At 59.7% G+C, this 24,096-nt stretch carries 13 protein-coding genes and 1 pseudogene; 11 read left to right on the top strand and 3 right to left on the bottom strand.

Features of this window, described 5'->3' with window-relative positions; genetic code table 11:
- Window positions 1–268, top strand: a pseudogene (locus HHL15_RS10400) (IS3-like element ISAzo10 family transposase); the annotation flags it as partial.
- Between the two features lie 183 nt (window positions 269–451).
- Here HHL15_RS10400 and HHL15_RS10405 read toward each other — a convergent pair.
- A complete protein-coding gene (locus HHL15_RS10405; RefSeq protein ID WP_148580831.1) occupies window positions 452–880 on the bottom strand; it encodes a hypothetical protein in 429 nt (142 codons plus the stop codon).
- A 228-nt stretch (window positions 881–1,108) separates the two neighbouring features.
- Between HHL15_RS10405 and HHL15_RS10410 the strand changes: the two genes are divergently transcribed.
- The 10 genes from HHL15_RS10410 to HHL15_RS10455 all read left to right on the top strand — a co-directional run bounded on the left by HHL15_RS10410 (window position 1,109) and on the right by HHL15_RS10455 (window position 22,338).
- On the top strand, window positions 1,109–1,291 hold the full coding sequence (locus tag HHL15_RS10410) for a helix-turn-helix domain-containing protein (protein WP_235943343.1): 183 nt from the start codon (window positions 1,109–1,111) through the stop codon (window positions 1,289–1,291).
- 680 nt (window positions 1,292–1,971) lie between these two features.
- On the top strand, window positions 1,972–7,266 hold the full coding sequence (locus tag HHL15_RS10415; protein WP_169145703.1) for a DEAD/DEAH box helicase: 5,295 nt from the start codon (window positions 1,972–1,974) through the stop codon (window positions 7,264–7,266).
- Window positions 7,267–7,274: 8 nt separating this feature from the next.
- On the top strand, window positions 7,275–8,108 hold the full coding sequence (locus tag HHL15_RS10420) for a hypothetical protein (protein WP_169145704.1): 834 nt from the start codon (window positions 7,275–7,277) through the stop codon (window positions 8,106–8,108).
- A gap of 18 nt (window positions 8,109–8,126) precedes the next feature.
- A complete protein-coding gene (locus HHL15_RS10425; RefSeq protein WP_169145705.1) occupies window positions 8,127–10,976 on the top strand; it encodes a helicase-related protein in 2,850 nt (949 codons plus the stop codon).
- A 27-nt stretch (window positions 10,977–11,003) separates the two neighbouring features.
- Window positions 11,004–15,902, top strand: coding sequence for an Eco57I restriction-modification methylase domain-containing protein (locus tag HHL15_RS10430; RefSeq protein ID WP_169145706.1), 4,899 nt, complete (start codon window positions 11,004–11,006; stop codon window positions 15,900–15,902).
- Between the two features lie 10 nt (window positions 15,903–15,912).
- On the top strand, window positions 15,913–17,901 hold the full coding sequence (locus HHL15_RS10435; RefSeq protein ID WP_169145707.1) for a coiled-coil domain-containing protein: 1,989 nt from the start codon (window positions 15,913–15,915) through the stop codon (window positions 17,899–17,901).
- A 38-nt stretch (window positions 17,902–17,939) separates the two neighbouring features.
- Entirely contained in the window at window positions 17,940–19,847 is a 1,908-nt protein-coding gene (locus HHL15_RS26905; RefSeq protein WP_169145708.1) for a DUF4209 domain-containing protein, read from the top strand.
- Window positions 19,847–20,269, top strand: coding sequence for a hypothetical protein (locus tag HHL15_RS10445; RefSeq protein ID WP_169145709.1), 423 nt, complete (start codon window positions 19,847–19,849; stop codon window positions 20,267–20,269). Before HHL15_RS26905 ends, HHL15_RS10445 begins: the two co-directional genes overlap by 1 nt.
- A gap of 168 nt (window positions 20,270–20,437) precedes the next feature.
- On the top strand, window positions 20,438–21,244 hold the full coding sequence (locus tag HHL15_RS10450; RefSeq protein ID WP_206198708.1) for an HNH endonuclease: 807 nt from the start codon (window positions 20,438–20,440) through the stop codon (window positions 21,242–21,244).
- A 284-nt stretch (window positions 21,245–21,528) separates the two neighbouring features.
- Window positions 21,529–22,338: a hypothetical protein gene (locus tag HHL15_RS10455; protein ID WP_169145710.1), complete on the top strand. Its 810-nt coding sequence runs from the start codon at window positions 21,529–21,531 to the stop codon at window positions 22,336–22,338.
- A 549-nt stretch (window positions 22,339–22,887) separates the two neighbouring features.
- Here HHL15_RS10455 and HHL15_RS10460 read toward each other — a convergent pair.
- Both HHL15_RS10460 and HHL15_RS10465 read right to left on the bottom strand, forming a co-directional pair.
- On the bottom strand, window positions 22,888–23,250 hold the full coding sequence (locus HHL15_RS10460; protein ID WP_169145711.1) for a hypothetical protein: 363 nt from the start codon (window positions 23,248–23,250) through the stop codon (window positions 22,888–22,890).
- Between the two features lie 22 nt (window positions 23,251–23,272).
- A complete protein-coding gene (locus HHL15_RS10465) occupies window positions 23,273–23,926 on the bottom strand; it encodes a hypothetical protein (protein ID WP_169145712.1) in 654 nt (217 codons plus the stop codon).
- Between the last annotated feature and the right edge of the window lie 170 nt (window positions 23,927–24,096).

Below are 24,096 nucleotides of genomic sequence, written 5' to 3' on the forward strand. Positions count from 1 at the left end.
AGCCGGCTTCGTCCAGTGGTACAACGTCGATCATCGTCACAGCGGTATCCGCTACGTCAGTCCGGCCCAGCGCCATGCCGGTGAGGATCAGGCGATTCTGGCTGCCAGGCATGCTCTTTACACCGAGGCTCGCGAACTCAACCCGGCGCGTTGGTCCGGCAATACGCGCAACTGGTCGCCCATTGGCGCAGTCACGCTCAACCCGGAACGTGAGTCCGTCATAAAGACGCATTTGCCTGACGTGAATACTCAACAGTTGGCTGCATGACCGAGGCGACAACTACCTTGACGCGCGCCGGTACCAAACACGTCGAACACGATCGCCTTGATCATATGGTGGGAGGGTGATCCAGAAAGTGACTTCCGTCCGCCAAGAACAAGTTGCGCCAGATCTTTGGTGTTGAACGGACCATCCAGATCTGCACCTCATTCAGATCCAGGCTCTGGGCGATCACTGGAGTGAAGTGAACTCCTTCCAGAATTCATACTCGGAGATGTCCCATGTGCCGTAAGCGCTGCAGTACTGCTTACCATCAGCGACCTCATACACGTGCGCCAACGGGTCGGACGGCTTTTTCCAGATTCGGATCAATGGCTCCATCTTCCAGTGAGCCGAACCGTTCAAAAACGGCGGGCTAACGAGTTGGATGCCAACGATTGAAACACCTTTGCTCTCCCGATCAAAAAAAGCTACCAACTCGTTCGCAGGATTGGAAATCATCACTGTTTCGGAAAAACGCCCTTCCTGTGTAAAAACAGCATAACTCACGTAAAACCATTCATTGGGCGTAGTGATACCCACCGCCCGCCAAGCATCTTTTCCAGTGCCAAGAAGGCCCGACATGAAAGGATGATGAGCTGACACGTCAGTAATAAACATTGCGATTCGAGACTTTCAGTAGCGGCGCGTGACCAATTAATCGAATGATCGCGTTGGCCGGGTGAGGACGTTTTCCGTGAACTCAGTAGGAACTGAATATGTCGGGAGGGGCAATATTGTGACGTAAACGCGGCTGACTTAAAAGCATCATTCCGAGACACTGATTCAATGCCAGTCAGCGAATCATCGTCTAGTTCACGCGCGCCAACGGCGCGTGAGCTCCTTGCGATGAACATAGTTCGCCTCCGCAAGGAACGGGGATGGTCTCAGGAAGATCTCGCGTTGGAATCTGGCTTGCATCGCACCTTCGTGGCGCACGTTGAACGCCAAGTACGAAATATCTCGATCGACAACATTGAACGTCTTGCAAACGCTTTGCAGATAGATGTCCACGTCTTGCTGTTGCCATAGGGTCGGTTCCCGGTGCTCGGCAAGGGGTGGAGTGGTGTTGAACTCAACGATCACATCCCTTGGGCCACCACAGAGACGCCCGTCACCTGGCACTTGCGGGTGAGGGACTACCGCTGAAGCAGGATTGTGCAGCCGAAAGAATTGTGCTGTACGGGGAAGTCCGCTCCGGGCTTTGCCCTCCACGGACTTCCCCAAATACGATAAAAGAAAACGCTCCCAAGCCCGTTAGGGTGAGCGTGGCGGCATGCATTGTTATCGGTGGAGGGTTTGCGGCTGGAACACGTGGAGGGTTTCAGATCGTTATGAGTGGACGGTTTCCTCGGAATACGCACCAGGGAGAGGCAACTCATCAGCGGCATCGGTGCAGGCGTTTCCATGCTGATCGTCCAAGAGACGAGAGTAGACGCCTTTTGGAAGAAGTTCACTAGGTGCTTGCGCAAGCTATTGAGTGTGAGCGGGTTTTAGCATCGTTGAATGCTTTTTGAGTAAGCAGAGATGCGGATGACAGGTAAATTCTATGCCCCTGGGTGAGGTGGTGAAAAACCTTGCTGGCTGTGTATTTGGTCCCTCTCGGCAAAGCTGTGCAAGTAAAATCAGTGGCTACAAAGGGGCGAGGTTAGATCACGCGACCAGCATCAAGGTCGTGCTTTGGCTGCGGCAAAAAAAGGAAGGTGTCCTGGATGGATGTTTTTGAATTTCGTGTGAAGTTGATCAGTGACTACGCCGCCTTCACCCGTAGCTTTACCCGTATCAACGCTAAGGACGTCCAGGCCTTCGTGGATAGTGCGTACGACTCGGGCCGCTACTGGCCCGCGCCGCTGGTACAGGTTAATCCCAACTTCAAAACAGGCGCTACGGTCGAGGCCCTGGTTGCTTCCGGCGCGCTGCACTCCGAGTGCGGACGCATCTTCCGCGCCGGTAAGTCGGCTTCGAGCATGGGTGTGTCGCTCACTCTCTTCAAGCACCAGGAAGAGGCCATCGGCTTCGCCCAGAGCGGCGCGAGCTATGTCCTGACGACCGGCACCGGTTCGGGCAAGTCACTGGCCTACTTCATCCCGGTCGTCGACGCCATCCTGAAAGCCAAGGCGGTTGACCCGACTCCACGCACTCGGGCCATCGTCATTTATCCGATGAACGCGCTTGCCAACAGCCAGCTCGAGGAGCTCGGCAAGTTCCTGGGCGACTACGGCGACCATCCGCCCGTGACCTATGGCCGTTACACAGGACAGGAAAGCGATGAGGAGCGTCAGCGTCTGGCTGCCAACCCTCCGGACATCCTGCTAACAAACTTCATGATGCTTGAACTGCTCATGACCCGGCAGGACGACAAGGACAAGGCGGTGATTCGCAACGCCACGGGGTTACGTTTCCTTGTTCTGGATGAGCTGCACACCTATCGGGGCCGGCAAGGGGCTGACGTTGCGCTACTGGTGCGGCGTGTGCGAGAAGCGCTGGCCGACCGGCTGCAATGCATCGGCACTTCCGCAACGATGGCTACGGAAGGCACCGAGCAGGCTAAGAACGAGAAGGTGGCCGAAGTGGCCAGTAGGCTCTTTGGTACCCGCATCACGGCGGCCAGCGTCATCACCGAAACCCTGCAGCGGGTCACGCCCGAGCATCTGCTGGTTGACCATGTTCGCCCTCAGCTTGCGGAAGCTGCTGATGTCGGAGTGCCTGAGCCCGCTCCCTACACAACGCTCGCTCAGCATCCGCTTGCTGTCTGGGTCGAATTGACTCTGGGCCTGACCCGTGACGAGGGCAAATGGCGTCGAGCGCGCCCCATCACCCTGGATGCCGCGGCCAAACAGCTGGCGACGGATGCAGGAGTCGAGATAGACCGAGCCAAGGCGGTGCTGTCGGACTTCCTTTTGCTCGCCTACCGGACCACCGACAAGCCACCCTCTGAGGGAGGCCGAAGTCTCTTTGCGTTCAAACTCCACCAGTTCATTTCCGGTGGCAGCAAGGTGTATGGCACCCTCGAACCCGAAGGTCGACGCTATCTCACTCTCGAAGGCAGCCAGTTCGTTCCGGGCGACCGTGCCCGTCGGCTCTACGCGCTGCATTTCTGTCGTGAGTGCGGACAGGAGTACATCCCGGTCTGGGACGAGAGCAGCTCAAGCGGACGGGTGTTCAATCCCCGCAACATCGAAGAGCGCAGCCATGAGGACGAGGACGTCAAGAATGGCTATTTCATGCCCGACACCTCAGGCGTCTGGAACGACACGCTCGACCGCTATCCCGAGACTTGGCTGGAGCCCAAGAAAGACGGCGACCTTAAGTTGCGCTCGAACTACAAGAAGCGTCAGCCCCATCACGTCCGAGTCGATGCAGAAGGGCGCCACACTTGCGACGGCACAACTGGTTGGTACATCCCGGGTAATTTCGGCTTCTGCTTGCGTTGTGGGGTCGTGCACCCAACCGCGGGTAAGGAATCTCTGCGGCTCACTGGCCTATCGGGTGAAGGGCGGAGTTCCGCGACCACCATGCTCACCCTGTCCGCGCTGCGCTACCTCTACGAGGCAGATGAACACCTCAAGGAAGAAGCCAAAAAGGTTCTCGGCTTCACCGACAACCGTCAGGATGCTGCGCTTCAGGTCGGCCACTTCAATGATTTCCTGCAAGTGCTCTTGCAGCGGGCCGCACTTTTTGCCGCCGTCCAGAAAGCCGGCGGCAGCCTTACCGAGGGGCAGGTTCCCGAAGCCGTCTTCAAGGCGCTCGGCTTCGACCGTGATGACCACGGTGTCCGTGCCGAGTACATGCAGGAGCCAGACATTAAGGGCAACGCCCGGCGCCAGGTGCAGGACATCATGCGTGCCATCCTCGGCTACCGGGTGTACTTCGACCTACGTCGTGGCTGGCGTTTCAACAATCCCAACCTCGAACAGCTAGGTCTCGTCCACATTGAGTATCAGGACCTCGACGACTTGGTCGCTGATACAGCCGAATGGTCAGCGGCGCCCGCCGCCCTGCAGGCAGCGTCCTCCGATGTTCGCAAGCGGCTCTTGGTTATGCTTTTCGATGCCATGCGTCAAGGCCTGTGTCTCTCGTCGCGTTATCTCGACCGCAGCGAACTCGACCGCCTCAAGACCGCCAGCTACGCTAATTTGCGGGAACCCTGGGGGTTCTCGGAGGACGAGACTCCTATCTCCTCGAACTGGTTCATCGTTGGCGCCAAGCCCCGGGACGAAGACCGGCGGAACGTCGAATATCTCGTTTCGGGCAGTGCGCGCTCCAAGCTCGGCCGGGAACTGAAACGGCCCAGTAACTGGCGTGAGGCTGACGAGAGCGATAACCCGCATGCCGCCAAGCTGAAGGATGAGCAATGCGAGGATGTCATCAAGGCGCTGCTCAAGGCAGCCAAGTCCTACGGCTTGGTGGTATCCGAGGAGACCGAATTCGGCATCACAGGCTACCAGCTCAACGGTACTGGTCTCCTTTGGACACTCGGTGAGGGCAAAAGCAAGAAGGGTGCGGACGACAACACCTTCTTCCGCAGTTTGTACGGCAACATCGCGGGCATGCTCGCTGACCCGGTGCATCGCTTGTTCGACTTTGAAGCGCGCGAGCACACCGCCCAAGTCGAACAGGATGAGCGACTCGAGCGGGAGGCTCGTTTCCGCTTTACCCAGAAAGACCGCGATGACTGGCTGGCTGCAAATGGCAAGCCGCTCGAATGGCTGCCGGTGTTGTTCTGCTCGCCGACCATGGAGTTGGGCGTTGATATTTCGTCGCTCAACACCGTGTACATGCGCAACGTGCCGCCCACGCCAGCCAACTACGCCCAGCGCAGCGGCCGGGCGGGGCGGGCGGGGCAGCCCGCGCTAGTCATTACCTATTGCGCAGCCCAGTCGCCTCACGATCAGTACTTTTTCCGTGACCCGGTGCGTATGGTTCATGGTCAGGTCAATCCGCCCACGCTCGACCTCGCCAACCGCGAACTCATCCAGAGCCACCTGCATGCCATCTGGCTTGCCGAAACAGGCAAGAAGCTCGACAACAGCGTGCGTGGTCTTCTCGACATGAATGACCCCACAGCTCCCCTGACCGACGACTACCGGCAGCAGATGGATGCGGACACCCCGCAGAGACGTGCCCACGATCGTGGGCTGCGCGTCCTGAGCATGCTCCAGGACGAACTCACCGAGGAGAAAGCGCCTTGGCACACGCCAACCTTCGCCGACGAGGTTTTCCGGCGTGCCTTCCAATCCTTTGACCGGGCACTAGACCGATGGCGCGACCTTTTTGCCGCCACCAAGCGGCAAATGGAGATCAACCAAAAGGTGATGAACAACCCCGCGGCCAGCGAACGCGACCGTCGCGATGCCAAGCAGCGCCACGACGAAGCCTTCCGTCAGCAGACTCTGCTGTTGCAGCAGTCGGGTTCCGCCAACTCGGACTTCTATACCTACCGCTATCTCGCCAGCCAAGGTTTCCTGCCGGGCTATAACTTCCCACGTTTGCCGCTGATGGCCTACATCCCAGCGCGCAAAGGCAAGATTGGGCGCGAGAACTTCCTCTCGCGCCCGCGCTTCCTGGCTTTGTCCGAATTTGGTCCCTACAGCGTCATCTACCACGAGGGTAGCCAGTATCGCGTCGTGCGCGCCATGCTTTCCGTCGGTGCTGAAGACCAGGTCTCGGTCGGCGCCAAGCTCAGCACAGAGGTTGCCCGTATCTGCCCCGCCTGCGGCTACGGCCACTTCCGCAACCAGCGCGATGCTGACCGCTGCGTGTCGTGTAACGCAGCGTTAGCTGACTCGGTAGCGGTGCAAAACCTCTACCGCATCGAAAACGTCTCCACCAAACGGGCTGAGCGCATCACCGCCAACGAAGAGGAGCGCACCCGCCAAGGCTATGAGATGCAGACTACCATCCAGTTCGGAGAACAGGATGCGCGGCTGCAGGTCATGCACGCGGTCATGAAGGAAGGCGACACGCCGGTACTGGAACTCCAGTACGGACCCGCGGCCACGGTCTGGCGGATGAATCTTGGATGGCGACGTCGCAAGGAGAAGAGCCTCCTCGGCTTCATGATTAACCCGGTGACTGGCCACTGGGTCGGTGGTGCAGAGGAGGCTGATGAACCCGATACCCCGCCTGATAAGACTCCGCCGCAGCGTATCGTTCCCTATGTGGAAGACCGTCGTAACGTGCTCATTGTGCGACCGCTCGAGGAACTCGGCATCAAAACGATGGCGACGCTCCAATATGCGTTGAAGCGCGGCATCGAGGCGGTCTATCAGCTCGAAGAAAGCGAGCTGATGGCCGAACCCTTGCCGAAGGCTGACCTGCGCCGTTCCATTCTCTTCTACGAGTCCGCTGAGGGCGGGGCGGGCGTGCTAACCCGTCTAGCCACCGAGCCTGAGGCTTTGGCAAGGGTCGCAGGCGAAGCGCTCGCCATCATGCATTTCCGCCGACCCGAGTTGGGCATCTGGGATCGTGAGCATCTGGAAGAAGAGCTCGACCCCGCCGGCAAGCCCATCTGCGAGGCGGGCTGCTACCGCTGCCTGCTCTCCTACTACAACCAGCCTGACCATCTGAACATCGACCGGCAGGATGCCGACAACGATGGCAAGGTCCTCGACATCCTGTGCCAGCTTTCACGCGCGAGGGGTGAGTCGGGGAGCTTTGGGCGGACTGCTGAACAGCAGCGAGGCGAGCTTGAGCGTGTCTCCGGCAGTTCCCTCGAACAGGCTTGGTTGGCCTATGTGCGTGAGCATGGTTATCGTCTTCCTGACCAAGGGCAGCACACCATCGAGCGCTGCCAAGCATCCGCTGATTTTTTCTATGAGGACTGGAAAGCGGTTGTCTTTATCGACGGTCCGCATCATGAGGCCGAATCTCAGGCCGAGCGGGATGCAGCCATCAATGCATGCTTGGAGGCTGCGGGATATTATGTTGTTCGGTTTGCAAGGGACAAGAGTACTTGGAAAGAGGTTTTTAAGCATCACTCTGCTTTGTTTGGACTAGGTGTATGAGGTTAAAGATGCGTAAGAGTATGCAAGAACAGCTACTTGCGCTGCTGAATAAAAATGAACCGAAGACCTTTGAGTCGTCGAATAAGTCAGACTTTTTGACGCCACGTTACCGTCAAGCTAATCAAAAGTCATTGAATGATGGCTCTGCAGAGCAGGATAGAAGTAAGGGTGTTAATTTAGCCGCCGCAAAGCCTGAAGCGGCTTTGTCACGACCTGTTTTTCCCGGAAGTAATCTTTCGCTACGCGAGCGCCTTATTGCTCAGGGTGTTATCAAGCCTGCATCCAACGGGGGAAAAACTCCCTCGAAGAAGGTGAAGTTGAGCGCAGATATTCAAAGCGGCGCTATAAGAAGATGTACTACTCGTAGGCAAGACAGAGGCCCAGTTCTCGACTTGAACGTTCTAAGGAAGGCTCTTTCTACTCGAGGAGTCGTGGATGGCGTTGATTACTTGTCTTTGGTTGGGGAGCTTCGAGAGGACGAAGGGGCGGAGAGCACTCGTAATGTGAGGTCTGGGCCGCCGCCATCGAAGAATTATGCCGCTCCCGTCGCGGCCAAGAAAAGTGAAAATAAGAAACTAGATGCTAATAGTGCTTCTAAAAATGCTAAAGCATCGCCTGTCTATCGCTATCAAAAGCGTTTCAAATGCTTTCGGTGTGGAAAGTGGATTCCTCTTGGTCAGGGTCTTAAGCACGAAGCCATGCATGAAGGGCGTGACTACATTCCTCTCGCTGATGTTCGACCGAAAAGCATGAGCCGTATTGAGAGTTCCTCTATACGGAATAGTAGATGGGTTTATGTTTTTCAGGGTGGGCTGCCTAGTTTAGGGAAAAGAAGTCGATAAAACTGAATTTTGTTCCGAATGCAAAACATTACATTTCAGCCAGGCTCCCTCGTCTCCGCCCGTGGCCGTGAGTGGATAGTCCTGCCCCAATCCTCGGACGACACGCTCCATCTTCGCCCGCTCGGCGCCACCGACGACGACGCAACCCTCATCTACCTGCCCATCGAGCCGGGCCCGGTAGGTCCGGCAACCTTCCCCTGGCCGACGGCCGAACAGGCGTCCAACTTTGCCGCCGGTCAGTTGCTGCGTGATGCGCTGCAGCTCAAGCTGCGCACAGGTGCCGGACCGTTCCGCAGCTTCGGTAACATCGCCGTTGAGCCGCGCGCCTACCAGCTCGTCCCCTTGCTGATGGCGCTCAAGCAGGAGGTTGTACGGCTGTTGATTGCGGACGATGTGGGTATAGGTAAGACCATCGAAGCTGCGCTTATCGTTCGGGAGCTCCTTGACCGCGGAGAAATCATCCGAATGGCCGTGCTGTGCCCACCGCACTTGTGCGAGCAGTGGCAGCGCGAGTTGAAGCAGCGCTTCCACATCAACGCCGTGGTCGTACGCAGCACCACCGCCAACCGGCTGGAGCGCGGCTTGCCCGCCAATCAGTCGGTGTTCGAGGCTTATCCCTTTACGGTGGTCAGTTTGGACTACATCAAGTCCGACCGCCGCCGTGACGAATTCCAGCGCGCCTGCCCGGAGTGCGTCATCGTCGATGAGGCGCATACCTGTACCTTCAGCGGCCAGGGCAAGCAGAAGCGCTACACTCTGCTCAAGGGGTTAGCGGAAGATACGTCGCGCCACATGGTCTTGCTCACTGCGACTCCCCACTCAGGGGATGAGGAAGCCTTCTACAACCTACTTGGTCTGCTCCACCCGGAGTTCCGTGAGCTGAAGGACATTCCTTCAACTAGCCGCAAGCCGCTTCGTGAGCAGCTGGCCAATCATTTCGTGCAACGTCGTCGCCCGGACATCGAGGAATGGCAGGACCGCAATGTTTTTCCCGAAAGGCTGTCTGCAGAAATCACCTACAAGCTAACGGGTGATTGGGGCCGGTTGTTTGATGAAGTGCTCGACTACGCGCGCGATCTGGTCGAGCGTGCCGAAGGCAAAGGGCTGTTGCAGCAACGCATGAGTTGGTGGGCTGCACTGGCTTTGTTGCGTTGTATCTCCTCGTCGCCGGCTGCAGCGGTCAATGCGTTGCGTACCCGCCTTCACGGTACGGCGCCAACTGACAACGTGGATGCGGTAGAAGTCGAACTCACCCTGGAAGAGGCGGAAGAGCGGGGCCGCGAGCGCGTGCTCGATGGCGTGGAAGACGACCTCTCCACTCAGGACATCGAACCGGGCGCCCGCACCGAAGATGGTGCCCGTCTCACCGAGTTGATAGACCGTGCCGAGAGCCTGGCCGGACCGGCGAAGGACCCCAAGCTCAAGAAGCTCATCGACCACCTCAAGGAGCTCACCGAAGCTGGTTTCCAGCCGGTGGTGTTCTGCCGCTACATCGCCACTGCGCACTATGTGGCCGATAATCTGCGCACTGTCTTCCGCAACCATCAGGTAACGCCGGTAACGGGCCAGTTCACGCCCGCCGAGCGGGAAGCCGCCGTGGAGGCCATGGGTGAAGCGGAGCCGCGCATCCTGGTCGCGACCGACTGCCTGTCTGAAGGTATCAACCTGCAGAACCTCTTCACAGCGGTGGTGCACTACGACCTGTCGTGGAACCCCACCCGTCACGAGCAGCGTGAAGGCCGTGTCGACCGCTTCGGCCAGAAAGCGCGCGAAGTGCGCACCACCATGCTCTACGGCCAGGACAACCCGGTCGACGGCGCTGTGCTGCAGGTCATCCTGCGTAAGGCCGAGAGTATCCGTAAAGAGCTCGGTGTTCTGGTGCCGATGCCCGACGACCAAGGCAAGCTCACCCAGGCGCTGGTTGGTGCCGTGCTGCTGCGTAAGGGCACGACTACGGCCCGCGTCCCTCAGCTCGGTCTCGACTTCGGCGACCCGGAGCTGTCCATCGATACCGCGTGGACCTCCGCGCGCGAAAAGGCAGCCAAGAACCGCACCCTGTTCGCCCAGCGCCGCCTGAAGCCCGAAGATGTACTGCCCGAATGGCAGAAAACGCTGGCCGTGCTTGGCGGCGAGGCAGATGTGGAGCGCTTCATCAAACGGGTCGCCCAGCAGCTCGGCGCGCCGCTAGAAGAGACGGCCAAAGGCACTGCGACTCACTGGAAACTCCATGCCTCAAGCCTCCCCGCGGCCGTGCGTGAGCGCCTGGAAGGCGAGGGCCTCGCCGGCACGCTGCGCATCGACTTCCATCAGCCGCCGGCACCGGGTACGCAGTTCATCCACCGCACCCACCCGCTCGTATCCGTATTGGCGGACTTCCTGCTTGAAACCGCGCTGGACTATGCCTCCATCGAGGCAGACACAACGCTCGACGCCGTTGCTCGGGCTGGGGCCATCTTCACCGGAGCCGTGGAGACCCGAACCACCGTCTTACTGGTGCGCCTGCGCCACCAACTCACCGTCAGTCACCGGGGGCAGTCGCGCTTGCTGCTATGTGAGGAGACGCTCACCGTCGGGTTGGAGGCTGGCAACGAATCCACACCGCTTGAAGAAGCCTCCGCTCGCGCGTTGATGACTGCTGAACCGGCCCGCAACATGCCGCCGCCGCTGCGCGACCAGCATATCCAGCGCGCGCTGGCGCAACTGCCCGGGATTCAGCCCACGCTGGAAGAACTCGCCCGTGCCCGTGCCCAGCAACTGCTCGAAGACCACCGCCGCGTGCGGGTGGCGTCGGATGCGCGGGGGGAATATCGCGTTACGCCGAGCCTGCCGGTGGACATCATGGGCGTCTTCGTTCTCATCCCGGCCTGAAGCCAGTAAACAGGAATCGACAACAACATGGCTCGCCGTAATAACCACGAACTCGCCTTTGCCGCCCTGTCCATCGAGGGGGCGCTGCTGGCACCAGACTTTCTCAACAAGGTTGCGCATCTCGATGCCGCCGAGCAGTCGGAGGCCGACTACGACATCCCCCGCGGCCTCAAGCTGCGCGATGAAATCGGCCGCTACTGGAAGATTGCGCAGAACCTCTGGCAAGACTTCTCCGCTAGGCGGCAGCGCGCCGACATGGATAGCCACGTCGTGACGGTGCGCGATTTCCTCGAACCCTTCTGCCGCCAAGTTTTGGGCTTTGCCGATATGCGCGCGGTGGGACAGGTCACCCTCGACGAGCGCGTATTCCCGATAGGCTTTGCCGCAGGAGAGGGCAGAGTGCCACTGGTCTTCGCCGCCAGTGACCAGGCGTTGGACAAACCCAGCACCCGTCACGGCGACGGCGTACGCCGCCGCTCGCCTTTCCTGCTCGCGCAGGAATACCTCAACGCTAGTGGCGATTGCCTGTGGGCTGTGGTGAGCAACGGCCTCAAGCTGCGCATCCTGCGCGACAACCCGAGCCTGACCCGCCCGGCCTACATCGAGGCCGACCTGGAAGCCCTCTTCAACGAAGGGCTTTATCCGGACTTCACAGCCCTGTGGCTGCTCGCTCACGCCTCTCGCTTTGGCAAGGTCGGCGCTGAGCCTGCCGATTGCGCGCTGGAGCGCTGGCGCAACACTGCACAGGAAGACGGCATCCGCGCCCGCGACCGCCTGCGGGTGGGCGTCACAGAAGCCCTGCGTTCCCTCGGCACCGGCTTTCTCGCCCACAGGGACAACGCCGAACTGCGCCGCCGCATCGAGAGCGGCGAACTCAGCACTCAGGCCTACTTCGAGCAGCTGCTGCGCCTCATCTACCGCTTCATATTCCTCGCCACCATCGAAGACCGCGAACTAGTCTTCGCGCCCGAAGCCACGCAGGAAGCCCGCGAGCGCTATCTCGCCGGCTACAGCCTCACTCGACTGCGCCAGCTCGCCGCTCGCCGCCGCAGCTACGACCGGCATGCCGACTTGTGGCAGGTGCTCACCATCACCTTCGGTGGACTGGGCCGAGGACAGCCCGCGCTGGGCCTGCCCGCCCTAGGGGGCCTGTTTGATGCCGCCCAGTGCCCTGACCTCAACATCGCCCGCCTGGAAAACCAGGCACTGCTGTCCGCGCTCTTCAGCTTGTGTTTCTTTCGCGATGGTGCGGCGCTGTCGCGGGTTAACTACCGTGACATGGATTCCGAGGAGCTTGGCAGCGTGTATGAGAGCCTGCTGGAACTCGTTCCCCAGGTCACGCTCACCGGCGGTATACGTAAGTTCGGCTTCATCGGCGACGAGGAGGAGGGCTCTACCCGCGGCAACGCCCGCAAGCTCACCGGCTCGTACTACACCCCGGATAGCCTGGTGCAGGAACTCATCAAGAGTGCGCTGGAGCCGGTCATCGTCCGTACTCTGGCCGAGAGCCCGCAGGAGCCGGTCAAGGCCCTGCTCGCGCTCACCGTGTGCGACCCAGCCTGTGGCTCCGGCCATTTCTTACTCGCTGCCGCCCGTCGCATCGCAGATGAAGTGGCTCTACTGCGCGCCTCGGAAGGAAACCCTACCGAGGACGACTTCCGTCACGCCCTGCGCGATGTGGTGGCGCACTGCATCTACGGCGTGGACAAGAACCCAATGGCAGTGGAGCTCGCCCGCACTGCTCTGTGGCTGGAGGCCTACACCCCCGACCGGCCGTTGAGCTTTATTGACCACCATCTGCGCGTGGGCGACGCGCTGCTTGGTGTTCTGGACCCCAAGGTGCTGGAGCAAGGTATCCCCGACGAGGCCTATACCGCCCTTTCGGGCGACGACAAGGAAGTCGCCAAGGCGCTTAAGAAGCAGAACAAGGCCGACCTGAAGAGTTGGCGCCAGATTGCCAGCGGTGACCTGTTGACTCAGTCTGGCTTGGCCGCGCAGGCCGTCAGCGTCGAGACCCTGGACGACGACACCCTCGAGCACCTCGAAGCCAAGCGCCAGGCTTGGTCGAGAGCTGAAGCCGAGGCACGACACAGTACCTTTGGGCGTCTGGCTGACACCTACGTGGCCGCCTTCCTGGCCCCCAAGCTGGCTGAGGCAGGTGACATGGTGCCGCTGTCGGGCTACTTGTGGGGCGTGATGAGCGGTCAAACGGCCATAGTCGAGATGGAAGACGCCGCGCAAGCGCTGTGCCACCAACACAGCGTTTTCCATTGGTGGCTGGCCTTCCCCCAGGTGGCGGCGCGCGGAGGTTTCAGCGTGATGCTGGGTAACCCGCCGTGGGAGCGCATCAAGCTGCAGGAAGAGGAGTTTTTTGCTACCCGCAGCGCGCTGGTCGCCCAAGCCAAGAACAAGGCCGAGCGCACCCAACGAATCGAATGGCTACGCGAAGGCGTTCTGCTCCACCGCTTGAGCCCCGACCTGGAGCGCGCCGAGGGCCTGACTCCACCCAACCGCGCAGAAATGGCGTTGTACGCAAGCTTCATCGCCGCGCGCCGTGGCGCCGAAGCGGCCAGCCTTTACGCCCACGACAGTCGGCGCTATCCGCTCACAGGGGTGGGCGACGTCAATACTTACGCGCTGTTTGCTGAGACCTTCCTGCAGGCCACGGCACCCAGCGGTCGCGCCGGCTTCATCGTGCCAACTGGTATTGCCACCGACGATTCCACCAAAGCCTACTTTGAGCGTCTAGCCACTGGCGGACACCTCCGAAGCTTGTTGTGTCTGGAGAATGAAGAGTTCGTTTTCCCGTCCGTGCACCATGCGTTCAGGTTTGCGCTGCTGACGCTAGGCGGTGAAGCCTCTGGGGATGTTGCCTCGCTCGTGTTCTTCGCGCGTCAGCCCGAGCAGATTCACGACCCCCGTCGCCGCTTTGTGCTGACCCCAGACGAATTCGCACTTATCAACCCCAACACCCGTACCTGCCCGGTGTTTCGGAGCGAGCGCGATGCGGAACTGACCAAGAAGCTTTACCACGCCGCGCCAGTGCTCATTGAAGAAGCTCTAACCGACGCCGAGGGTACAGCCGTGCGGCCTGAGAAGAACCCATGGGGAATCCGCTTCCAGACCATGTTCCACATGTCCAGCGACAGCGGCTTGTTCGCCGATGTGCCTTCGGTTGCCGGCCAGCCTGTGAGTTTGCCGCTGTACGAGGCCAAGATGATTCACCAGTTCGACCACCGGTGGGCGACCTATGTGGATGCCTCGAGTGGTATTGCGGGTGAAGTGGAGACCGCGGACGTGGGCGACGCGCAGAAGGCCGACCCCGCCTGCACTGTGCGCCCGCGTTACTGGGTGGACGAGCGCGAAGTGCTGGCCCGGATTGCCCGGGTACCTAGCCGCGTCGCCAAAGCTTGGCTTCTGACCCACCAACTGGGCCCGTGTGCCACGATCGACGATGAAAAGTCACTCAAGTTCGCGGTTGCCACTTGGCTTGCTGGCGAGTGGATGCGGCGGCTCTGTGCTGACGAGTTGGTTGGTGGTAGTGCCAGGGTACTGGCTGAGGCTCAGTGGCGTGCCATGGCTGAAATCGACCGAAGTGCCCGTCCCCTCCTCGGCGCACTACGGAGCGCGAGAGGTGGCGAGGACATCAACAACTGGACGAAGTGGGCGAAACAGGACGCTGACACGCCGCTCATGGAGGCGGAGGAGACGGCAATTCAGGCATGGCAAGAGACCTTCCATGGCCTATCGAGCGAGGGAGCCAGGATTGGCTCATTGCTCAACTTTGTGGACGAGTGGATGGACCGCCGTAGTCCGCGGTGGCTGATGGGCTGGCGGGACATCACTGGAGTCGAGAAGGTGCGAACCGTCATCGGAACGGTCGTTCCCCGCGTCGGTGTTGGTCACACCTTGCCCCTCTACTTCAGCTCTGGCAATGCGGCGAGACAAGCCTGCCTTCTCAGCAATTGGCAGTCCTTGGTTTTCGACTATGTGGCTCGCCAGAAGGTCGGCGGTACGCACCTTACCTATGGCTACCTGAAGCAGTTCCCAGTGCTGCCGCCTGACCGCTACACCTCCGCTGACCTCGCCTTCATTGTTCCCCGCGTCCTTGAACTCACCTACACTGCGCACGACCTGCAGGCCTGGGGCGAGGACCTCGCCGCCTATGACGTGCGCCCCGCCGCTGAGCAGGGCCAGCCCTTCGTTTGGAACCCCGAACGCCGCGCGCGACTGCGTGCCGAACTCGATGCCTACTACGCCCGCCTCTACGGCCTCACCCGCGACGAACTGCGCTACATCCTCGACCCCGCCGACGTGATGGGAATCGCCTACCCAGGCGAGACCTTCCGCGTGCTGAGAGAGGGTGAGATGCGGGCCTATAACGAGTACCGGACGCGGAGGCTAGTGCTGGAGGCGTGGGACCAGCAGACCATCATGTCGTCTTTGGCACAGTCGGGGCACGTTTCGTACTCCGAACACGGAATGATTCGAAATGCCGAAGAAGGCCGGCTGGCCGGCCTTGTTACGGCACTGGTCGCTGAGCGAACAGGGGGGATTTCACTGGTCGCAATCCAGTCGGCGGTCGCTGGATTGATAACGGCAGCGCACTACCTTGGCCCGGTTGATGGTCCAAGCCTCGAAGCCCTGCGGGGGGCGCTTGAGATTGCAGATGTAGCGCCGCTTCTGGGCCGCATCCTTCCTATCGTTCAGCGCCTTGAGGTAGTCGGAGTGCTCGTGCGTTCCACGCGGGGTGGCGAGCCCATTTTTACGCGTGGCTCCGGAACACCTCCGGGCGATGTCATCCTGTTGCCGGAACATCACGAAGCCGCTCGACTTCTGTGGCTAGCCGAGGGTCGGCGCATGACGTTGGAGAGAGAGCAGAGCGTGACTGTGCCTGTAAGCCCCAAGGCAACTGGCACGCAGTAGGAGTGGTGCGATGTCAAACTGGCTCAAGGCGTGTGAACCGGTCCGCGCTCAACCCAGACTATGGGTCGAAACCCTGTGGCTCGTCGAATCCCGTGAGCCGCTCGTTTTCACGCGCACAATCGACCTGCACGCAGGGCTGAACATCGTATGGGCCAAGGAGTCCGCATCGAGCGAAGCCTCAGGCTTGTCGAGCGCAGGTCATGGCGTCGGTAAAACCTCGCTTTGCCTGTTACTGAGGTATGTCCTGGGTGATGATGCACCCGCCATCGCCACCCTGCGCGGCAAGGCCGCCGGAGGCTTTCCCAAAGGTGGGGTGGCCGCGCAGGTCCATGTGGACGGCTCGGTCTGGTTGGTTTTCCGACCGTACGGCGCGTACAGTCAGCCCATGGCGGCTCAATGCGACGCGTTGAACCAGCTGCTCCAAGGAACGGCGGCGAATGACTTCGACGGCTACAGCCACGCGCTGGAGCAGTTCTCGATTGGCCGGCTTGCGACACGCTCACTGCCAGGAACGAATCAACCGCTGGAGTGGCGCCATTTGCTGGCTTGGTGCATCAGGGAGCAACGAACCCGTTTTGATGGCTTCTACCACTGGCGAGAGGGTGAAGGCTTGGGCTTCAAGAGGTCACGGCGTGACCCGCCGCTGTTGGTCGCCTCGGTGTTGGGTCTGGTGGACCTGGAGCTGGACCGGCTGCTGCGTGACATTGAGGCCAAGCAGAAACAGGTCGAACAGTGTAAGGAACGCATTTCTGAACTTGAACGGGCACCGACCTTTGCGCTGACCCATGCCGACCGACAGTTACGTTTGCGGGTGAAATCGGAAGAGGACGAGCCGGTCTTCATGACGATAGTCGGCGAATCCCTCGAATCGCGTGTTCAAGCGGCCTTGCAGGCTGCCGAGCTTGAGGAGCGGCGATTGGAGCGCGACGTGGAGCAGGCGGAGGATGTCCTAGCAGGGGAACAGGTGCGTCTGCATGAGCTAAACAAAGCCCGCGAGCTGGCGGAACTTACGGTGGGCATTGCCAAGTCCCTGGTTGACGCGAACCAAGCAGATTTTGAGCGGCTGACCAATGAACGGGACCAACTGGAAGGCCTGGAGGGTCGATGCGACCACGGGAATGTCGAGTTCAATGCGTGCCAGCACATCCGGGAGCGCAAGAGCGCGGTCAATATGACTTGGTACCGAGACGGTCGACAGGCCAAGGCAACGGCCCCGGAGCTCGCCGAACGCTACGAAGCTCAGATGCGGGAGTTCGACAGGGCCGCAAAGACCGCCTCTGAACAAGCGCATCGCATTTCTGAGAAGAAGGCTGAGCTTCGCCGATTGCGAGTCCGCGTCGCCACCAGTGAGAGCTCACGGGCACTCTTGAAGCAGTCCTGGAGCGAACTTCAGGTGCAGCACACACAAAGAGCCATAGGCGGCGATACGGCCGAGCTGGTCGAGGCGCGGTCGCAACTTCAGGAGTTCGAGACAGCACTGAATGCCCTCCGAGCCGCCGAGCTCAGCCGCAGGTCTCAGCAGTCATCAAGAGTGGACGCCATCAAGGCTTTGACGGCAGCCGTCTCGACCAGACTCCTTGGAGCCGCAGGACACGCTCGGTTTGTTTCGGGGCACGAATTTCGGCCCTTCCAAGTTGCGCGCGGTGGTGAAGCCTACCAGGTGCTGGAAGTGCTTCTGGGCGACATCGTGTGCCTGCTCGACTCGGCTGTCTCCGATGCGAGCAGCCACCCGGGCTTCCTGGTTCATGACTGTCCGAGAGAGGCCGATATGAGCGAGCGCCTGTACCGGGAGTTCTTCCTCGCCGCCGCTGAAGCGGCTAAGCAATTTGGCAAGGATGGCGCCGTGCCGTTTCAGTTTATCGTCACGACGACTTCGGCGCCACCGCTCGAACTTCAAGGCGACGGAGCTGTGGTGCTGGAGTTGGAGCCAGGTGTTGATGAACGTTTGCTGTTCAGGAGGGAGCTGATGCCCACCTTGCCGGGCTTTGAGTTGCAGTAGGCGTTAAATGCCAAGAAAAAGGAATGCGGGAGAGGCCAGTGCCACTTGATTGGACGCTCATAAACCACGATGCCCTGAAGTTGATTGACTTTGACGGCCTGCTCTGCGGCGTCGAGCGGTTCGATTGCAATACTTTCCGCGACGAGGTCTCCCGCGTTGAGCGTGAAGAGGGGCGATGGAGTGCCGAGCAACGTGAGTGCCTGCGATTTGTGGGCGCCGTGTTGACCATGATGCTGAGGGCAGACCAACCGGCCGAGCCCTTCGGTCCCATGTTCGTCATGGACGGTCAGCGCAGCGCCATCCCAGCTGACTTTCCGAAGGAGGAACTCCTCAGCTTGCAGGCGTGGGCGCTATCGTTGCAAGACCCGGAGCTTCGGGCGCGGTTCCTGGATGTGCTGTGGATTCAAGCGCGCTCCTTTCCTGCGGCGCAAGGCGCCGTGGATGCTTACATTGCTTCTGCCTTGCGGCTTGAGCATCCCAAAGATTGGTCCTCATGCCATAAGCGTCTGGAGCGAGCGCTGCGACTGGCTGCTGGGCTGGGTAAAGGCGGAGCTGACCTGCGCCTGCGTGTGCTGAGCGAGATTGAGGCTATGCTGCATCGCCACCGCGGCACCGACCCGCTCTACCTGACGCTGCGACTCACGCGGTTGCTGTTGGAGTTCAAGCATGGAGATGCCTGCCAGTTCGCTGGCTTTGCCTTAGCCGCGGCTGCATCCGCTGAGGCAGCCAATGACTTCTGGCGGGCGAAGGATTACTACCAACTCACAGCCGACTGCCACCGAGCTGGGGGTGATGCTGCGGCCGAAGGTCCGGCGCTGCGGCAATCCGCAGAATGCCTTGTTAAGGAGTCCGAGCTTGCATACAAGCAACTCGGGCGCGGCGCGATTACTGCGGCTTCGGTTTTGTCCGACGCGGTGGAGGCGATGCGCCAAGCACCAGGAGGGCGTGACCGCGCTGCGGAGTTGCATGAAAGGCTATTGGTGCTACAACAGGAGTCGCTGACGGAGCTAAAGCCGCTATCAAGTAGCGTGGATGCCGAGGCACTTGTAAAAATCGCAGTGACTGCCGTTCGAGACAAGTCCCTCGCGGAGGCAATCCTTGCTCTCTGCAAGATGGTGAAACCACCGTCCATTTCTAAGCTCAAGCAAGATGTTCACGAGCAGGCGCGCGTCGCGGTGCTCGGCAGCCTTTTCTCCAGCGAGGTTCTCAACTCACGAGGCCGAGTTGTTGCGCGACCACCTAGGCTAGAGGCCGGAGCAAACGACCCGAAGGATGATGGTCTGCGCTGGCGCATGTTCCGCAATGCGCACCTGACCCGTAGCCTTAACGTCCAAGCAATGCTGAATCCGGCCAGGCTGGAAGTCCTCTCCGCTCATGGGCCTGACCGACTCGACTTGGCCAGCTTGATTCAATACAGCCCTTGGATTCCGCCTGGTCACGCTGAAAGTATCTTGAGGGCACTGCTGGCAGGCTTTCAGGGGGACATGCTGGTTGCTGGACATTTAATCCCATCGCAACTCGAAGCGATGGTACGCCATGTCGTAGAGTCTCGCGGCGGTGCTACTTCGATGCTCGAGCCGGGGGGGCTTCAACCTGAACGGCCTTTGAGCGCGCTGCTCGAGACCCCGGAAGCTGCACAGGCGTTCGGCGCAGACGGTGTGTTTGAGTTACAGGGTCTCCTTGTTGATCCTCTGGGCACTAACCTTCGAAACGAAGTGGCCCATGGACTGCGAGACGACTCGGGTATGTTTGACTATGAGGTGTTGTATGCGTGGTGGCTCTTGCTCAAGTTCTGCGTGTTGACGTCCAAGTTGGTGGAGCGCCAACAAACGGCTATGGTCACAACTGCCTTGCCCGCGAAGGACGGGGGGCAGGAAGGAGCTCCTACTGGCGAGAGAGATGCGAACTCGTTGGATGGTGTAACGAAGGACAGAGGAGAAAAGTGATGTCTGAAGCTAAGTTACGACCACTGAGCAATCCCGAAGTTTGCCTAAATCTGTGGGCCTATGCGGACGAAGGCGGCTGTATCGCGCGCGTCGCTGCTCGCGCCTACGTGCTGGATGGCGACGACGATGACAAGTTGTCCGTTCTTCATCGACTCGCGGCCTCTGACTTTATTTATTCTGAATGGATGAGGGTCTCCAAGCAATTCGCTGTCCATGGCGCAGGCGGTGAGCGCATGGCGGGTGTGTTGTTCGAGCCGCTTTTTAAGAGGCTGGAAAAGTCAATTCCTCAGCAGGTTCGCGTCGGCAAGAATGGCTATGAGGCTTTCAGCCTATCGCTCCCAGATGACCCGCTAACAGTGACTACGGTAGTGATGGAGTTTGAGGATGGGCGGTTGGTGCCTATGGTGTCGAGAGCAGGCTGATGTCCGAAATGGTTTGAAGGAGCTTACCTGCAGCCTTGGCGCCCTCATTACAGATATTATTGGCTTGTCCAGCATCCCGCAACCCGTTGTTTTGGCCACCTGAAAGGTCCGCGAGCTCTTCGATTCGATGTGACGGGGCTGTCGGCGTTTGACGGGGAAAGGAGCCTAATGGCTTTGATCGGATTTGCCCTCGAACGTACGCGTGTCGCGAAAGCGACCGCGGATGCGGGTTTCGACCTGACTTGTCAGGAAGAGGGAGACTGGCTGATTTTTCGCTCTACTGCGTTTCCAGCCTCTCTCGGTGTTGCCCTGAGGGAGAACGAGGCCCAGCTGCAGTTCGAGCTAGGAGTGTCCGACCCCGCGGTTGGTAACCGGCTGATTGACGAGTTTCACCTGTCATCGGTGCCCGAAACCGGAGTTTGGTCCGTAAGGATGGATGGTATTCCGGACTACGGCCATCTCTACGAGGTATTGATTCGGGCCGGTGAATTGGCCCGCGTGGTCAGTCAGTCAGGGCTACGTGAGTTCCGGTCTGCCCACGTCATTCCACCAAATGGAACCGAAGTTCTAAGGGAGATCACCCAGCGGGTGGGACAGGACATCTTTCGACGCTCACTTATCGACTACTGGGGAGGCCGGTGCGCCGTAACTGGGTTTGATGTCGTCGAGTTGCTTCGGGCTTCACACATCAAACCTTGGTCTGTGTGTGGGAGTGACATTGAGAGGCTGGACGTGTTTAACGGACTCCTGCTCGTGCCTCATCTGGATGCCTTGTTTGACAGAGGATTGCTTACCTTCTCTGATGAAGGAGCGTTGTTGCGGTCACCCACTTTGGGGTCGGAGCAGTGGGAGGCCCTGGGACTGGCCGACCGGCGGCTTCGGCTTCTTTCGGTGGCGGGAGGTCATCGCACCTACTTGGCGTGGCACCGGACCAACCTTTTTCGTGACTGTTCGGTTGGTTCTGTAGATGGCTGAAAAACGCGGAGTATTCCTGAATCCGTTTGGCGGGCGACCGGCCCCAATACAGTTGACCAGGCAATTTATGCTCTCTCCAGCTGTATTCATGAAGTTGATGGGAGTCCCCTTCAATAAGGCCCTCAAAGAGTTGGGGGTAGAGTCCACCGTTAAGAGCATCAAATACCACCAGAAACGAGGACAGGACGTGCCGGCGCGTCTTGTCAACGAGCTGTTGCAGCTATGGGCCAGAGGATGTACTCGGCCCTCATGGGGAGTGGGGATGCTTCTTGCAGGGAGTGTGGTTGCGCAAGACGGATGAGGAGCGCTCTTATTCAAGTCACTATCTTATGACTCTCTCTGAAGCGCTATGGAACCCGGAAACGCTAATTCAGAGCGGTGAATTTGCAGCGGCGGCCAGGGGTTTATACCGAAACAAAGTCACTGCCGAGCTGGCCTCACCTGAAATGTATTTTGCTCTAGCGGCTGTAACATCGAGACGGCGGCTTGTGTGTGTGCAGTGGGCTATTACCTTAGAGACCACAATGTCTTTGCTGGCTGCTTGGTGTGTCGGCATGCAAATGAAGTCAAGTGATGAAATAACGCATGACCTCACGAGCCTAATCGCCGATGAGGATGGACGACGTGTGGGATTTGGCCGCTCATTCTTTCGGTTCTTGATGCACCTTGCTAAGCAAAAGTCGATGGGGGCGCTTAGTGACCACCTATCGCAAGTGGATGATTCTATTGATATTCAAACCTTGAAGCGCTGGAGCGCCGGACAGACACTACCCGATGAGACTCAGGTGCGAGTAATCATCCAGCGGTGTTGTCCTGATGATGAGGAACGCATCATGAGCATGCATTGGGCGATGCGCTGTCTGTCACTTCTGGGCTACATTTCGGAGTCCTTCGTGAGTAATGCCGTTTTGCATGCAAAGACTCCGGGTGCTCAGGAGCAATGTGCCCCATGGCCATACTTTCCGTTTGGCTATGAGAGCTTCCATGATTGGGCTGCCGGACGCCTACCTTTCTGGTGCCAATACCATCTGGACAAGCTTGCGGCGGCCAAGATAAATCCAGCCGCAAGCTTAGAAGGCGGAGCTAATGACTAGCAGATTTATTTGCTGCCGCGTGCTGGAGCATTGCCTCGTCCACCACCGGAAGGCTGCCCCGTCGTGCTCGGCCAGTTTCCGCCAGGGAGGCCGTTCGCCGGTCGCCCGCCTCCGCCACTCGGGCGACCTCCTTGATGCCCACTTCCGCTTCCGCTGCGACCACTATTACCGTTGGTACCCTTGCTCATGATGTTCTCCTTGGTTATGCCGGTCACTCCGGCAAGGACAAGTATCGATAGAACATCCCGAGTTGTCGGTAGCAGGGTTTGGAAAAAATGAAGGAGGTTTTTCGGGCACCGACCGGCACATTGGAGCCAGCGCCGAATCGGCGTAATGGTGCCAGACTCACTCAGACGGACGTCTCGACCTTTCGCAGCACACCGCGAGTAGCTGGGCCTGTTCGACGACGAACTGCTGGAAGTTCGGCCAGAGTGGAAGCGCCAGAGGAACTTTGTAAAGCTGCTCGATGCATTGAGAGGGCGCTGATGGCTCAAGGAATCGGATATCGGGACGAGGGGGCACGCTCCCTCGTCCCGGCCCGATGATGAACTACTCAGCCTGCGGATCCGACTTCCGTTCCGCGCTATTCCTCTCGATCGCCTGCAGCAGGCTGAAGCCGCTCACTGTACACAGCCAGACCAGTCCCCACGCAGCCTCCTCCCCCGCGTTCAGCCAGAAGAACCCGCTGAGCAGCGTCGAGAGCGCGGCCACGATGATGCGTGGCACAGGCTGGGGCACCCAGGACAGCACCGCAGAGGCCAGCGAGCTCATCAGCAGGACGTAAGCGATCCCGCCAACGTGACTGCCGGTCCGGTGGAAGTTCATGTCCCCCATCGAGAACGCCATCCAGGGCATGAACCACAACAGCACGCCGACGATTCCCAGCAGTGTTCCAACGACGCGTTTGTCCATTTCAGGTGTCTCCTTCCTGGGCTTACTTGCCGGCACTCTCGGCCTGGTTAACAAACGCCCCTTTGAAATCCTCAGGGATGTAGCTATCGATCACCGTCACCTTCCCCCCGACTGCCTCGGCCGCGGCGCGGACGTTATTCATCGTGCGAGGGATGAACTGGCTCGAGTCCCCGATCAGCGAGCGCCCGACCGCGGCGCTGATCCCCTGCGGGGTCAAGCCGCTGTTCGCTCGCACGAAGGTCGCGTGGATATCGATGTGGTAGCCATCCTTGTAGGGCAGGACGCACAGGAAGAAGGTCGTCTGCTCACCGTACTGCGCCATGCTGGTGTTATCGGTAGAAACCGTCATCAGCGCATTCTTGCAGACCGGAACGCGGATGCTCTGGGCCTGGGACGCCAGCAGCGCGCCCATCCTGGAATTCGCAAACGGATCCTGGAGCTCGAAGCGCCCTGGTGTGGCCGGCAGCTCCGCGGGGGGAATCTCACGATTCACCCGCAGTTTGCTGGCACTCTTCTGCACGCCATCGAGCACCGCCTTCAGAAACAGATTCCGGTCGAGCGTGGCGGGTTTGACGTCGTAAATCACGAAGGTCGATTCGGTGTGAACCGTGGGCTTCATCGAGGCACAGCCGGTCAGAGCGAGGCCGAGCACCAATGCGGTCGTCATCTTGTACATGGTTTGATCCTTATTGATATTCAATGTGTGGGCCGTCGTGTGAGCGAACTTCGTCGCAGTCAAAAGCCACGGAGGCCCGGGTTGGGTGGGTCTTATGACCACAAAGCTAAGGATTCCTTAGTATGCCATAGGCGTCCTTCCTAAGAATCTCTTAGTCCTCAAGCGCGGGG

Source organism: Zoogloea dura (assembly GCF_012927165.1).
Lineage (GTDB): Bacteria > Pseudomonadota > Gammaproteobacteria > Burkholderiales > Rhodocyclaceae > Zoogloea > Zoogloea dura.